16 protein-coding genes are annotated in these 13,286 nt (G+C 70.7%); 10 read left to right on the top strand and 6 right to left on the bottom strand.

What is annotated here, in order from left to right:
• Positions 1 to 157 precede the first annotated feature (157 nt).
• Genes AB0H62_RS24245 through AB0H62_RS24225 form a run of 5 tightly spaced genes read left to right on the top strand, consistent with a single transcriptional unit; the run spans position 158 to position 4,107 of the window.
• Complete coding sequence (locus AB0H62_RS24245) at positions 158 to 946, top strand: MBL fold metallo-hydrolase (RefSeq protein ID WP_360588310.1); 789 nt, start codon at positions 158 to 160, stop codon at positions 944 to 946.
• A complete protein-coding gene (locus AB0H62_RS24240) occupies positions 943 to 1,536 on the top strand; it encodes a VTT domain-containing protein (RefSeq protein WP_220246641.1) in 594 nt (197 codons plus the stop codon). The genes AB0H62_RS24245 and AB0H62_RS24240 overlap by 4 nt, the downstream gene beginning before the upstream one ends.
• Positions 1,533 to 3,653 (top strand): phage holin family protein, encoded by a 2,121-nt coding sequence (locus AB0H62_RS24235; protein ID WP_220246640.1) that lies wholly within the window; start codon positions 1,533 to 1,535, stop codon positions 3,651 to 3,653. The genes AB0H62_RS24240 and AB0H62_RS24235 overlap by 4 nt, the downstream gene beginning before the upstream one ends.
• Entirely contained in the window at positions 3,650 to 3,874 is a 225-nt protein-coding gene (locus tag AB0H62_RS24230) for a glutaredoxin family protein (protein ID WP_360588307.1), read from the top strand. The genes AB0H62_RS24235 and AB0H62_RS24230 overlap by 4 nt, the downstream gene beginning before the upstream one ends.
• Complete coding sequence (locus AB0H62_RS24225; RefSeq protein WP_220246638.1) at positions 3,871 to 4,107, top strand: ferrous iron transport protein A; 237 nt, start codon at positions 3,871 to 3,873, stop codon at positions 4,105 to 4,107. Before AB0H62_RS24230 ends, AB0H62_RS24225 begins: the two co-directional genes overlap by 4 nt.
• A 134-nt stretch (positions 4,108 to 4,241) precedes the next feature.
• Here the strand turns inward: AB0H62_RS24225 and AB0H62_RS24220 are convergent, their stop codons facing one another.
• The 5 genes from AB0H62_RS24220 to AB0H62_RS24200 form a co-directional block, all read right to left on the bottom strand.
• Entirely contained in the window at positions 4,242 to 5,027 is a 786-nt protein-coding gene (locus tag AB0H62_RS24220; RefSeq protein WP_220246637.1) for a TetR/AcrR family transcriptional regulator C-terminal domain-containing protein, read from the bottom strand.
• Positions 5,028 to 5,071: 44 nt separating this feature from the next.
• Positions 5,072 to 5,593 (bottom strand): hypothetical protein, encoded by a 522-nt coding sequence (locus tag AB0H62_RS24215; protein ID WP_220246636.1) that lies wholly within the window; start codon positions 5,591 to 5,593, stop codon positions 5,072 to 5,074.
• A 133-nt stretch (positions 5,594 to 5,726) separates the two neighbouring features.
• A complete protein-coding gene (locus tag AB0H62_RS24210; RefSeq protein WP_220246635.1) occupies positions 5,727 to 5,921 on the bottom strand; it encodes a ferredoxin in 195 nt (64 codons plus the stop codon).
• 24 nt (positions 5,922 to 5,945) lie between these two features.
• Positions 5,946 to 7,184 carry a cytochrome P450 gene (locus AB0H62_RS24205; protein ID WP_360588303.1) on the bottom strand — a complete coding sequence of 413 codons (1,239 nt, stop codon included), beginning with the start codon at positions 7,182 to 7,184 and terminating at the stop codon, positions 5,946 to 5,948.
• Between the two features lie 154 nt (positions 7,185 to 7,338).
• The gene (locus AB0H62_RS24200) at positions 7,339 to 7,965 is read right to left on the bottom strand and encodes a TetR/AcrR family transcriptional regulator (RefSeq protein ID WP_360588301.1); all 627 of its coding nucleotides are present in this window, start codon (positions 7,963 to 7,965) and stop codon (positions 7,339 to 7,341) included.
• Between the two features lie 116 nt (positions 7,966 to 8,081).
• Between AB0H62_RS24200 and AB0H62_RS24195 the strand changes: the two genes are divergently transcribed.
• Genes AB0H62_RS24195 through AB0H62_RS24185 form a run of 3 tightly spaced genes read left to right on the top strand, consistent with a single transcriptional unit; the run spans position 8,082 to position 11,096 of the window.
• On the top strand, positions 8,082 to 8,735 hold the full coding sequence (locus AB0H62_RS24195; RefSeq protein WP_255638694.1) for a YbaB/EbfC family nucleoid-associated protein: 654 nt from the start codon (positions 8,082 to 8,084) through the stop codon (positions 8,733 to 8,735).
• A gap of 16 nt (positions 8,736 to 8,751) precedes the next feature.
• Entirely contained in the window at positions 8,752 to 9,069 is a 318-nt protein-coding gene (locus tag AB0H62_RS24190; RefSeq protein WP_220246633.1) for a type VII secretion target, read from the top strand.
• Complete coding sequence (locus AB0H62_RS24185) at positions 9,066 to 11,096, top strand: hypothetical protein (RefSeq protein WP_360588299.1); 2,031 nt, start codon at positions 9,066 to 9,068, stop codon at positions 11,094 to 11,096. Before AB0H62_RS24190 ends, AB0H62_RS24185 begins: the two co-directional genes overlap by 4 nt.
• 173 nt (positions 11,097 to 11,269) lie before the next feature.
• Here AB0H62_RS24185 and AB0H62_RS24180 read toward each other — a convergent pair whose 3' ends face one another.
• Positions 11,270 to 11,974, bottom strand: coding sequence for an SDR family oxidoreductase (locus AB0H62_RS24180; RefSeq protein ID WP_220246631.1), 705 nt, complete (start codon positions 11,972 to 11,974; stop codon positions 11,270 to 11,272).
• 100 nt (positions 11,975 to 12,074) lie between these two features.
• Here AB0H62_RS24180 and AB0H62_RS24175 point away from each other — a divergent pair, with 100 nt between their 5' ends.
• Together AB0H62_RS24175 and AB0H62_RS24170 are read left to right on the top strand one after the other, a co-directional pair.
• Positions 12,075 to 12,563, top strand: a complete 489-nt coding sequence (locus AB0H62_RS24175; protein ID WP_360588296.1) for a helix-turn-helix domain-containing protein — start codon at positions 12,075 to 12,077, stop codon at positions 12,561 to 12,563.
• 142 nt (positions 12,564 to 12,705) lie between these two features.
• On the top strand, positions 12,706 to 13,284 hold the full coding sequence (locus AB0H62_RS24170) for a snapalysin family zinc-dependent metalloprotease (protein WP_354885174.1): 579 nt from the start codon (positions 12,706 to 12,708) through the stop codon (positions 13,282 to 13,284).
• The last annotated feature ends 2 nt before the right edge of the window (positions 13,285 to 13,286 follow it).

The raw sequence follows: 13,286 nt of genomic DNA, 5'->3' as shown, positions 1-13,286 counted from the left end.
GGGAACATGCTTGCCCCGCCCCGCCCAGCAGCTCCGTAGGTAGCCGAGCCATCCGACCACGTCCACCACGCACCAACCCCACACAAGATCGACCCGATCAGGGTGCAACCCACCACTCCTCCGGGCGTTTTCGCCCTCATCAGGTGATACTCGAAGCGTGAGACGCTTGAACCTGCACTTCCTCGGCCACGCGACGACGCGAGTGGAGCTCGGTGGGCGGGTGGTGCTGACGGACCCGGTGCTCACGAAGCGTGTGGGGCCGTTGACGCGGGTGGTCCCGCTGCCCGATTCGTCGGCTTGGGCCGGGGTGGACACGGTCCTCATCTCCCACCTGCACGGTGACCACCTGCACCTTCCCTCGCTCCGCCTGCTCAGCAAGGCGCGGATCGTCGTCCCCAAGGGCGCCGGCGCGTGGCTGAGGAAGCACGGGGTCCACAACGTCGAAGAGATCGCCCCCGGAGAAACCATCCAGGACGGCGACCTCCGGATCACCGCGACGGAAGCCGTCCACTCCGGCCACCGCTGGGGACCGCGGCTCACCCACGGGCCGCAGAGCCCAGCCCTCGGCCACCTCCTCGAAGCGGACGGCACCAGGGTCTACTCGGCCGGAGACACTGACCTCTTCGAAGGCATGAAGCAACTCGGTCCCGTCGACGTCGCCCTGCTGCCCGTCTGGGGTTGGGGCCCGAACCTCGGGCCCGGGCACCTCACCCCCGAACGCGCCGCCGTGGCAGCAGGGTTGCTCAAAGCCGCGGCGGTCGTCCCCGTCCATTGGGGGACGCTGGCCGTCCCCGGAATCCACCTGACGAAGCAGATGAAGAAGCTCCTCGTAGAGCCGCCGGAAACCTTCGCCGAGCACGTGGTCGAAGCGGGCTTGCCGACGGACGTCCTGATCACCCGGCCCGGCGCCGAAGTGACCTTGCCCGCCCCCGAGGAACGGGCGTGAACTGGTCGGACCCGTCGGCGATCGGCTACCCGGCGCTGTTCGGCGGGGTCCTGCTGGGGTCGGTGATCCCGATCGTGCCGACGGGAGCGTTGGTGGGTGCGGCGGCGGCCGTCGCGACGACGACGGATCACCTGTCGCTGCCGCTGGTCATCCTGCTGGCGATCGCCGGCGCGTATCTCGGGGACGTACTGACCTTCGCCGTGCCCAGGTTCGGGAGCGAACCGCTGCTGCGGTGGGTGGAGAAGCGCCAGCAGGCCGAACGGCTGGCCAAGGGGCGGGAGCAGTTCGCGCGCCGAGGCTGGCAGCTGGTCGTGATCGGAAGGCTCGTGCCGGCCGGGCGCATCCCGGTGCTGCTGGCCGCGGGCACGCTGGGGTACCCGTGGCGCAAGTTGCTGCCGGCGGGGCTCGTGGCCTGCGTGTTGTGGGCCGTTGCCTATTCTCTGCTCGGCATCGTGAGCGGCGGCATCTTCGATTCGCCGTTGATCGCCACGCTGCTGGCCACCGTGCTCGTGCTGCTGGTGACCGTGTTGTTGACGGTGATCAGCAAGCTGCGCGCGCGGGCGGCCGAACGGACTGGAGGACATCAGTGACGACACCCGCTCCGTCGAAGGGGCGCCTGCTGGGCGGCGGCCGGGTCGTCGCCCGCGTGGTGCTGGTGTGGGCCGCGGTGACGGGCGCGTTGCGGCTGCTCGACATGTGGCTCGACGGGTTCAGCATGCGGTCGTGGTGGCAGCCCACCGTGTGCGCGCTGATCCTCGGGCTGCTCACGTCCGTGGTGTGGCCGTGGGTGGTGCGGGTCGCGTGGCCGATCGCGTACTTCACGCTCGGCGTGGGCACGTACCTGCTGCTGGGCGCGGCGACATTGGCGATCCTGCAGGCCGTGCCGGGCGTCGAGCTGTCCGGGTTCGGGACGGCGGTGATCATCACGGTGGTGATGTCGGCCGTCGGCGCGCTGATCTCGAGCGCGCTCGCCGTGGACGAGGACGAGATCTTCTTCCGCCGGGCCGCACGCCGTCGGCGCAAGCACGCGCCCGGTGAGGACCTCGCCGAGGAGCCGCCCGGCGTCGTCTTCCTACAGATCGACGGGCTGGGCTACGACACCGTGCGCCGCGCCGTGCGCGACGGGGACATGCCGACGTTCGCCGCGTGGCTGTCGGAAGGCACGCATTCGCTCACGCGCTGGCACACCGACTGGAGCTCGCAGACCGGCGCCAGCGTGTGTGGCATCCTCCACGGCTCCAACCACGACATCCTCGGGTTCCGCTGGTACGAGAAGGACCGCGACCACGTGATGGCGTGCGCGCACCCGAGCGACGCGGCCGAGATCGAGCGCCGCCACACCAACGGGCGCGGCCTGCTCGCGGGCGACGGCGCCAGCCACGGCAACCTGTTCTCCGGCGACGCCGAGCACGTGAGCCTCACCATGAGCTCCATCCCGGTCCTCGTGCCGCGCAAGGTTCGCGGCCCGCGGCACGACTCCGTCGGCGCCGGCTACCGCGCGTACTTCGCGAACCCGGTCAACGTCTTGCGGACGTTCGGCGTGGCCCTCATCGACGTCTTCCGCGAGCTGTCCGCGGCCGCCAAGCAGCGCCGCGCGGGCGTGGTGCCGCGGATCCCGCGCGGCGGCTTCTACCCGCTCGCGCGCCCGGGCACCACGGTGATCGCGCGGGACGTGGTCGTCTCGGCGATCATCGGCGACATGCTGGCGGGCCGGCCCGTGGTGTACGCGGACTTCCTCGGCTACGACGAGGTCGCGCACCACTCCGGCATCGAGCGCTTCGACACGCTGGAGGTGCTGCGCTCGATCGACCAGCAGTTCGCGCGGCTGCTGCGCACGAGCCGCATCGCGCCGCGGCGCTACCACATCGTCGGGCTGTCGGACCACGGCCAGACCCAGGGCCACGCGTTCGTCGACCGCTTCGGCGAAACCATGGAAGCCCTGGTCGGCCGCCTGTGCGGCGGCGCGCCCGTGGCCGAGCACGGCAAGCGCCGGCAGGCCGAGAGCTGGCAGGTCAACGCGGCGCTCGCCGAGGCGACCACCACCGGCGGCCTGATCGCGCGCCGGCTGCGCTCGCGCGTCGAGGACGCCGAGTGCGCCGAGAACCGGCCGCGCACCACGAGCGGCTCGCCCGGCGAGGTCACACGCGTGGCGCCCGGCGTGGTCTGCGTGGTGTCCGGGCACCTGGCGATGGTGTCGTTCACCGAGCACGAGGGCCGCGTGAACCTGGAGACGATCGAGCGTGAGTACCCGGACCTGCTGCCGACGCTGGTCGACCACGACGGCGTCGGGTTCATGCTGGTGCACAGCTCGGAGTTCGGCCCCGTCGTCCTCGGCCGCGACGGCCTGAAGCGCCTCGCGACGGGCGTCGTCGTCGGCGAGGACCCGCTGGCGGACTACGGCCCGTACGCCGACGAGCTGGTCAAACGTGTCGACTCGTTCCCGCACTGCGCGGACATCATGATCAACAGCCGCTACGACCCGGAGTCGGACCAGTCGTCGCCGTTCGAGCGGCACGTCGGGTCCCACGGCGCCCTCGGCGGCCCGCAGCAGCGCGGCTTCATCCTGCACCCGCGCTCGTTCCCCGCGCCCGGCGAACCCGTCGGGGCGGAGGCGGTGCACCACGTGTTCCGCGACTGGCTGACGTTCCTGGGGCATGGAGTGCCCGCTTCGTCTGCTTCGGTTGCCGTTTCGGAGGTGGCTTCATGATCGTGTACGGCGCGAGCTGGTGCCCGGACGTCAAACGCAGCCGCGCGCTGCTCGACTCCCGCGGCGTGGCGTACGACTACGTGGACGTCGAGGCGGACCCCGCCGCCGTGACGCTGGTGCGCTCCCTCCAGCACGGCGCGCGCCGCATCCCGACCATCGTCTTCACCGACGGCACCCACCTGGTGGAACCGTCGGACGACGAACTCGCGGCACGCCTGTGATCCTCCTGGACCTGCCACTGGGCACCCGCGTCGTGGTCCGCTACCGCATCGAGGGCGGCTTCACGGACGCCCTCGGCGAGCTGCGGGACCGTGATTCTTCTTCCTGCACAGTGGAAACGAAGCGTGGCCTCGTGGTGGTGCCGTTGTCCGACGTAGTCGCGGCGAAGCCGGTGCCGCCCGCTCCGGAGCGCCGCCGTCCGAAATCGAGTGGCCCGCCACCCGGAGACCTGTGACGATCGGTGCCCTTCAACAAGCAAAGGGACCCTAGTCGCTCCCTCGCGGAGGCTTCTCGTCGCTCGATCCTTTCACGCAACCGAACAACGCCTGCCCGGCTCAGCGCGCCAACGTTTCGCAGTCCGGTGGTCGATCAGCTCTCCCGAGCGATAGCCGCCTCGATACCGTCCAGAAGGAGATCCAGACCCGACTCCAGGCTGAGCCGCGCCTCACGCTCAAGATAAGGCTCGTCCGACGCGACCGGTGGCTGCTCCGAACCCAACCGGCCCACCAACGGATACCGCGACACCAAATCCGGCACCAGCTCCCCCAGCACCGCCGCCCGCGAGGACCACCAGTCCTCTTCGGACAGTCCTGTCTCGCGGGAGACCTGGCGTGATTCGGCGGCGATCTGCACCGAGCCGCGGACCGTATTCAGCAACGCGCCCACGATCCATCGCACCCGCGCGGCAGGCAGACCGGTCGCGAAGAGGACCCGCAGCACCAGCTGCTGCATCCGGAACTCGCCCGGCCCCAGCACCGGCCGGGCGTAGGACACCTGCAGCAACCAGGGGTGCCGCAGGTGGAAGTCCCAGAGCTCCCGCGCCAGAGCGACCACCGCGGGGCGCCAGCCGCCGGACAGGTCGTGGTCGTCGCGCAGCTCGGTCAGCGTCTGGTCGTACATGAGGTCGATGAGCTCGGTCTTGCCCGGCACGTACGTGTACAGCGCCATCGCCGTCCGGCCCAGGCGCTCGCCCACCGCCCGCATGGACAGCGCGCCCATTCCCGAGGCGTCGGCGATTTCCACGGCCGCCGCGACGATGGCGTCCACGCTCAGCCCGGGTTTGGGCCCCGGCCCGCCGCCACGAGGCGCGACGTCCTTGCGCCACAGGAGCTCCATCGAGCGGCGGGCGTCCCCTTGCCCGGCGAAGACGACCACGAGGAACCCCCTGAACGGCGACTCCTTACAGCATAAAGCCCGGGTCAGAACCCGAGCGCGGTGACCGTCAGCACGTACTTGCCCTGCAGCAGCTCGCCGCGCATTTCCGGCGTGATGGCGCGCGACGTGTCGGTGTAGGTGCCCGGAGACGCGGTCTGCACGGCGTACACGAAGTTGCTCACGCTCGGGTCCACGACGAGGCTGATCGTCGGCGTCAACGTGGGCGAGAAGCGGTTCACGGCGCGCACGTAGGTGAAGACCGAGTGCACGACGGTGTCGGCCGCGGCCGAATCGGTGGCGCAGCCCGTGGCCGGCGCGGCGGGCAGGTCGGCGGTGGCGTCGTTGAACGCCGTGGCCACCGGGTTCGCCGTGCCGTTCGGGTTGGAGCCCATCTCGGCGACGATGGCCTCGACGCGGGAATTCAGCGTGGCCGCGACGTCACCGACCGCGGCACACCGCAGCGGCGACGGCGGGATCGGTGCGATGGACGCCGCGGCGGGCACGGCGCCCGCCGCGAGCAGAGCCGGCGCGGCGATCAGCACGGACACGAGACGGCGGAGCGACACGGCGGGTTTCCCTTCCCCGGCAACCAGGACGAGTCACCCTAGCCAGCACCGCGCCGACCACGACATTCCCCGGTCGGGCGTCACACCACCGTGTGGCGCCCGACCGGTTCCACAATGGACAACAAGGAACGCGCTAGCCCGCCAACTCGATCGCCAGCGCGGGACAGATCTGCGCCGCCTCGCGGACCTGGTCGTGCAGCTGTTCGGGCGGGTTGTCGTCCAGCAGCACGACGATGCCGTCGTCCTCGCGCTGGTCGAACACCTCCGGCGCCGCGAGCACGCACTGGCCCGCCCCGACGCACCGGTCCTGGTCGATGACCACCTTCATCTCAGCAAGTCCTTTCCGAAAGAGTCACCAGGTCACCGGCAGCGAGTGCACGCCGTAGACCAGCATGTCGTTCTTGAAGCCCAGTTCCGTCAACGGCGCCGCCAGCTTCAGCGTCGGGATCCGCCGGTAGAGCGTGCTGTAGACCACCTGCAGCTCGACGCGCGCGAGCGGCTGCCCGAGGCACTGGTGCACGCCGTAGCCGAACGCCACGTGGTGGCGGGCCTTGCGCGTCACGTCGAGCTTGTCCGGGTCAGGGAAGGCCTCGGCGTCGCGGTTGGCGACGTCCGAAGCGGCGATGAGGCCCTCGCCTTTGCGGATCCGCCGGCCCGCGACCTCCATGTCCTCCAACGCGACGCGCCGGCGTCCCGTGTGGACGATCGTGAGGTAGCGCAGCAGCTCCTCCACGGCGTTGGCGATCAGCGGTGCGTCACCGTCGCGCACGAGGTCGAGCTGCTCCGGATGCTCCAGCAGCGCCACGGTGCCGAGCGCGATCATGTTGGCCGTGGTCTCGTGACCGGCCACGAGCAGCAGCTGGCCCATCGCCGCGACGTCGTCGGCGGTCATGGTCCCGGTGGCCACCTGCTCGGTCGCGAGACGGCTCAGCACGTCGTCGCCCGGGTCCGTCAGCTTCTGCTCCACCAGCCGGCTCAGGTAGGCCAGCAGTTCCTCGACCGCGTCCAGCGACTGCTGCGGTGTGGCCTCCTGCGAGACCAGCACCTTGCTGAGGCGGTGGAACAGCGCGCGGTCTTCGTACGGCACGCCGAGCAGCTCGCAGATCACCAGCGAAGGCAGGGGAAGCGCGAAGGCCTGCACGAGGTCCGCGGGCTTCGGGCCGGCCAGCATGTCGTCGATCAGCTCGTCGACGATCTTCTGGATGCGCGGGCGCAGGCGCTCCATCTTCTTGACCATGAAGTCGGCGGTCAGCATCCGGCGCTGGGAAGCGTGCTCGGGGTCGTCCATGCTGATGAACGCCTTGGCGCGCTTGCGCCGGGCCGCGACGCCCGGCGACTGCGGCGGGTAGCCCGGCAGGTCGGTGTCGGCGCTGACGCGCGAGTCGCGGAGCAGCGCGCGGACGTCTTCGTAGCGCGTGAACAGCCAGGGCTCGCTGCCGTCCCAGATCCGGACGCGGGACACCGGCTCGTCGTGCAGCCGCCGCTCGAGCTCGGGCGGCGGGTCGAACGGGCAGCGCCCGCGCGACATCGGGTACTCGGGCTCACGGGCGTCGGGCACGCCTTGCGACGAGGACGAGAGGACCTCCGTCATCGACAATCCCTCCCACGGAGAGTTACCAAACGATTGTTCGGATAGTTACTGAACACATGTTAGGCACTCTGGTGGAGAGTTGGCCACCTCCGTGGACAAGATCACCGGGACGGCCGAGAGCGGTCGGGTGGAAACGGGAGAAAACGCCCGTGGCTCAGGCGAAAACGAGCGAAACGAGCTCGTCGACGAACGGCAGGACGGAGTCGGCGCCGCCCCGCACGGGCGAGTTGTGGAACAGCGCGACGCGGCCGTGGGCGCCGACGAACGCGATCACGCCGGCCCGCTCGGCGGGCACTCTGAGCGAGAAGCCCGCCGCGTCACACCGCGCGAAGCCGGTCGTGAGCAATTCGATGAGGTCGGGCAACGGACCCTTCGGGTACGCGTCGGGCGTCGCGCGGGTGGCGCCGTTGGCCATCATCAGCCGGTGGTGGCCGGGGTTCTCCATGGCGAAGCTGCAGTACGCATGGATCAGCGCGCGCACGCGGCCGACGACGTCCGCCGGGTCCTCGCTCGCCTCGGCCGCCTCCATCGCGGCGCGCAGCCGCGCGAACTCGTGGTCGAGCAAGCCCGCGACGAGCGCGGAGCGGTCCGTGAAGTGCTGGTAGATACTCGCCGGCGCGATGCCGACCGCGCGGGCGACGCCGCGGATCGTCAGGCCGTCCTCACCGCCGAGCTCGGACAGCAGCCGGCTGGCCGCGTCGAGGATCTCCCCGCGCAGCCGGTCGCCCTCGCCCCACCTGTTCCGGGTGCGCCCGGCGCTGACCTCGACTTCTTCCGGCACGTGCCCATTCTTACCGCTTGACCTGCCCGGGCGTCGGACGGGCCGTCTCGTTTCGTCGTCGACCCGTCATCTGTGGTTCACCCCGGCAGGCCGGACATCTCGATATTTTTTTCCTGGTGGACGAGCAGGAGTGGCTGGACGACTTCCAGCGGCGCGTGGACGACATGCGCGCGAAAAGCGTTGCGTTGCAAGAGAAGCTCACCGAGGCCGAAGGCAAGGCCCGCTCGTCGGACGGACTGGTCACGGTCACCGTCACCCCCAACGGCGCGCTGAAGAACCTGCACATCGACGACCGGGCGCTGCGTTCGTCCGGCGGGGCCCAGCTCACCGCCACCATCATGGAGACCTACGGCAAGGCCCAGCGACAGGTGTCGCGCGAGGTCGCCGACGCGCTCGAACCACTGGCCGGCGGCACCGAGGTGATGGACGTGGTCCGGTCCTTCCTGCCCGCGCCGGAGCCCGAGGAAGACGAACCGCAGGACGCGCCGCGCCAGCCCGGTGAACCCGAGGCCGAGGACCGCACCCCGCCGCCGCCCGCGCCGCCGCGGATGCCGTCCGCCGGTGGCGTGCCGCCGCAGCCGTCTCAGGTTCCGCCTCTGCCGCCGCGGATGCCGCCGCCGCCCTTGCCGCCCGCTCCCCCCGTTCCGCCGGCTCCGCAGCCGGGGCCGCCCGCGCCGCCGCAGCCGCGGCCGGACCAGCAGCCGAGGCCGCAGTCGGGCCCGCACCGCCGCCGCATGGACGGCGACGACGACGAGATGCAGCCGTGGTGACGAGGGAGATGCGCTGATGGACGGGTACACCGTCGAACCCGACGTGCTGACGACGTACGCGAGTGGTCTGGACGATCGCGGCGGCAAGGTGACGGCCGCGGCCAACCGCATCCAAGAAGTCAACGGCGGCGACATCAACGCCTTCGGCGTGGTCGTCGGCCAGGTGCTGGGGATCCCGACGCGCATCGCGCTCGGTGTGCTGCACGACCAGGTCAACGGCGCCGCGAAGGCGATCACGGACCAGGCCAACAACACGCGCACAGCCGCGGACCAGTACCGCACCACGGAAACCAACCACGCGCAGACGATCACGACAGCGGGGACCCCGACGTGACCACGACGTTCGACCCGAACGCCAAGCCCGACTTCGGTGCCGGGGTGGTGATCACCGACTCCAACAAGTTCTCCGGCGCGGGTTTCCTCGACTCGTACTCGTTCCTCATCAAGAGCTGCGAGGACATGAAGACCGCCGACGACTCCGACAAGGCGGCCCTGGGCGTCTCGATCGGGCTCGGCGTGGTGGCTTCGGCCGTGGACACGGTGAAGTTCGCGCTCAACCCGCTGGGCAGCCTGATCTCGGCCGGGCTCGGCTGGCTGATCGAGCACGTGAGCTTCCTGCGCGAGCCGCTCGACATGCTGATGGGCGACCCGGACCAGATCCAGCTGCTGAGCCAGGAAGTGCACACGATCGCCGAGACCATCCGGCAGATCGGCGAGGACCAGAAGTCCTCTTTGGACGGCGACATCAAGGAGTGGCAGGGCAACGCCGGCGACACGTTCCGGCAGCGCATGCAGGAGCTCGCCGCCGACCTGGACAGCAAGGCCCACGGCACCGACATCGTGGCGTACCTGATCCAGACGAACATGGCCATCATCGCCGCCGTGCGGGGTCTGTTCCGCGACCTCATCACCACGGTGCTGGGCGACATGATCTCCACGATGCTGATCGCTTTGGCGGCGGCCATCCCGACTTTCGGCGCCTCGATCGTCGCGGGCGTCGGCTGGTGCGTCGCGCAGGCGACGCTCACCGCCACCTCGCTCGGCGCGAAGCTCGCCGCGGTCGTCGCGCAGGCCACCCGCTCGGCCGCGCGCATCGGCAACGTCGTCAAGGGCCTCAAGACCCGCCCGGGCGCGAGCGGCGCCGCCGGCAGCGGGGCCCACGCTGGTGACGACATCCCGCTGGGCCCGGTCCCCAGCCGCGGCGGCTCGGGTGGCGGCGCTGGGTCTTCCGGTGCGCACAGTGGTGATGATGCGACTACTCCGCCGCCGGTGCCGCCGAAGGACGATGTGCCTCCGCCCGCGGGTGGTTCGGGTTCCGGATCGGGCTCGGGTAGCGGCAGTGGTTCGGGCTCGGGTTCAGGCTCGGGTAGTGGTTCTGGCAGCGGCTCGGGCAGTGGCAGTGGTTCTGGCAGCGGCACCCACGCCGGCGACGACGCCGCCACGCCTCCGCCCCCGGCCCACAGCGGCGACGACGCCGCGACCCCACCCCCGGCCTCGCACGCCGGCGACGACGTCCCACCGCCGGTCCCACCGAAGGACGACGTCCCGCCCCTGGCAACCCACACCGACGACGCAGCCACACCCCCGCCGGCCTCCCACGCCGACGACGACGTGCCGCCGCCCGTGCCCCCGAAGGACGACGTCCCACCCCCGGCAACCCACTCCGGCGACGACGCGGCCACCCCGCCACCCGCCTCCCACGCGGGCGACGACGCCGCGACGCCTCCGCCAGCCTCCCACACCGGTGACGACGTCCCGCCGCCGGTGCCGCCCAAGGACGACGTTCCGCCACCGGCAACCCATTCGGGCGACGACGCCGCGACACCTCCGCCGAGCAGCCACGCGGGCGACGACGCGGCTTCGACGGCCGGAACCCAGGGCGGCCACCACGGCGACGACGCCGCCTCGGACAGCAGCCACGGTGGCACGCAAGGCAGTCACCACGGAGACGACGCAGCCTCCGACGGCAGCCACGGCGGAACCCAAGGCAGCCACCACGGAGACGACGGCACGCCGCCTGCCAGTCACCACGGCGACGACGCCGCCGCGCCCCCGGCCAACCAGCCGCCGAAGACCCCGTGGACGAAGGCGCACGAGGATTGGCTGAAGCAGCACCAGCCGGACGCCTTCGCCAAGTACAAGTACCTCGAGAACCAGCTGAAGGCGAACCACCCGCAAGCCTTCTCGATCCTCAAGCAGTGGGTCGCAGACTCCGACAGCGCCAAGGAAATGTGGGCGTGGCCGGTCAAGGGCGGCCAGGAGATCATGAAGCAGATGCTCGACATCCAGAAAACAGCCGAAACCGGCTGGGCCAACGCCAACGCGGGCGGCGACCAGCCCCCAGCAGACGGCGGCCACTAGCCCGCCACGAAAACCACCGCGGCCCTGGCAGCCCACAAGGCCGCCAGGGGCGCGGTGTTTTGCCCGCACACCAACGAAACAACCGAGCCGGCTCGGCGCGCGCCCTCACCCCCACGGCAGACCAAAAGCCGGCCCTGAACCAGCAGTGGATGCCCGCCGAAGCGAGCCGGAAGTCAGGAAACGAGCTGCGGGTACTGCCCCGCGATGTCGCCCGACAGGCTCGCGCGCACGGAGCGGCTGACGTCGTCCGCGACGATCTCGAAGTCGCCCTTTTCAAGGCCGTCCAGGGCCAGCGCGGCGATCGACGCCGGGTCGGACTTGGGGTCAGTGATGTCCGCCGCCATGTCCGTGTCCATGTAGCCGACGTGCAGGGCCGTCACGAGCGTGCCCTGGTCGTGCAGGGCCAGGCGCAGGCCGTTGGTCAGCTGCAGGCCCGCCGCTTTGCCCGCGGAGTACGCGTTGACGTGGGGTGCGGTGAACCACGACAGCACCGAGAGGATGTTCAGGATCGCGCCGCCGCCGTTGCGGGCCAGCGTGGGAGCGAAGGCGCGAGCCGTCTCCAGCGGGCCGAAGTAATGCGTCTCCATCTCCAGCCGGACGTCTTCCAACGAACCGGAAAGGAACGACGCCCCCGTGGAGACGCCGGCGTTGTTGATCAGCAGCGTCACGTCGCCCGCCGCTTCCGCGGCCGCGCGGATCGAAGCCGGGTCTGTGACGTCGACCGCAATCGGCACGACACCCGGCAGGTCGACCGATTCCGGACGGCGCACCGCGGCGTAGACCTTCGCCGCGCCGCGCTCCAGCAAGGCGGCGGCCAGCTCCTGGCCCAGCCCGCGGTTCGCGCCCGTCACCAGTGCGACGGAACCCTTGATCTCCATCAAAACCACTCCCAACACACCTGACTTGTTACCTGCAAGCTAGCCGCCGACGACACTACGGGTTAAACTTGCTTCAAGCAAGCCAGCACGGGAGGAACCCATGGGTCGACGGTCAAGCTGGGAAGGCACGCCGTGCCCCATCGCCCGAGGCGCCGACGTGCTCGGCGAGCCGTGGACGCTGGTGATCCTGCGCGAGGCCCACACGGGCACCACGCGCTTCGACGAGTTCCGCAGCAGCCTCGGCATCGCGGACAACGTGCTGTCCGCACGGCTCGCGCGAATGGTCGAGACCGGGCTGATGACCCGCGTCCCCTACCGCGACGGCGGCCGCACCCGCGACGAGTACCGCCTCACCCAGGCCGGCGCCGACACGCTGCCGGTGATCCACGCGCTGGGCGCGTGGGGCGACACCCACACCCACTCCCCAGCCCCGGGCGAGCCGATGCGGCTGGTCCACACCCCCTGCGGCGAGCTCACTCGCCCCGGCGAGAAGTGCGACCACTGCGGCGGCGACGTGAACCGGGCGGAACTGCGCCGGCTCGAGAAGGAGACGCACGACCAGGTACCACTGGCCGAACCCGTCGCCTGAGTCAACCCGTGGAAGGTGTTGGTAAATCACCACTTTCCGGACAGTACGAAAGTCGGGTCACAAACGGGGCTGAATTGCCTAGATTCGGTGCAGCGCGCGCAAATCAGGCAAAACTCCCCTCACCCACCCGAGGAGCTTTCCGATGTCGAGGAAGTTCTTGCTGTCCGGCGCCATCGCGCTGGCCGTCGCCGCCGCCCCGCTCGTCGCGGGCACGGCCACCGCCGCCACGGCCGCCACCGACCAGGCCGCGGCCGTCACCACGGTGTACTACAGCACCTCCGGCGCGCCGACGTTCCGTGCGGCGATCAACGCCGGCGCGGCCAACTGGAACCGCTCGGTCACCAACGTCAAGCTGGTCGAACGCTCTTCGGGCGCCTCGCTGCGCTACACCGAGGGCAACGACCCGCGCGGCTCCTACGCCCAGAGCGACGGCCACGGCACCGGCACCGTCTTCATCGACTACGCCCAGGCCCGCGAGTACGACAACACCCGCATCGCCGCCCACGAGACCGGCCACGTGCTCGGCCTGCCCGACCACTACTCCGGCCCGTGCTCCGAGCTGATGTCGGGCGGCGGCCCCGGCCCGTCGTGCACCAACGCCAACCCCAACGCGCAGGAACGTTCCCGCGTGAACTCCCTGTGGGCCAACGGTTTCCGCACGCTGGGCGCCGGCGGACCGCAGGAGCGCATCTACGAGACGCTGCCCGTCCTCACCCACTGACC

This window comes from Amycolatopsis sp. NPDC050768 (assembly GCF_040654155.1).
In the GTDB taxonomy this organism is placed as follows: domain Bacteria; phylum Actinomycetota; class Actinomycetes; order Mycobacteriales; family Pseudonocardiaceae; genus Amycolatopsis.
This window is presented reverse-complemented; position numbering and strand designations above follow the sequence as displayed.

What these genes read in the sequence shown, in the direction of transcription:
- AB0H62_RS24230 (WP_360588307.1), top strand. Translation starts at nt 3,650, where the DNA reads ATGATCGTGTACGGCGCGAGCTGGTGCCCGGACGTCAAACGCAGCCGC.
- AB0H62_RS24210 (WP_220246635.1), bottom strand. Translation starts at nt 5,921, where the DNA reads ATGAAGGTGGTCATCGACCAGGACCGGTGCGTCGGGGCGGGCCAGTGC.
- AB0H62_RS24205 (WP_360588303.1), bottom strand. Translation starts at nt 7,184, where the DNA reads ATGACGGAGGTCCTCTCGTCCTCGTCGCAAGGCGTGCCCGACGCCCGT.
- AB0H62_RS24190 (WP_220246633.1), top strand. Translation starts at nt 8,752, where the DNA reads ATGGACGGGTACACCGTCGAACCCGACGTGCTGACGACGTACGCGAGT.
- AB0H62_RS24180 (WP_220246631.1), bottom strand. Translation starts at nt 11,974, where the DNA reads ATGGAGATCAAGGGTTCCGTCGCACTGGTGACGGGCGCGAACCGCGGG.
- AB0H62_RS24175 (WP_360588296.1), top strand. Translation starts at nt 12,075, where the DNA reads ATGGGTCGACGGTCAAGCTGGGAAGGCACGCCGTGCCCCATCGCCCGA.
- AB0H62_RS24170 (WP_354885174.1), top strand. Translation starts at nt 12,706, where the DNA reads ATGTCGAGGAAGTTCTTGCTGTCCGGCGCCATCGCGCTGGCCGTCGCC.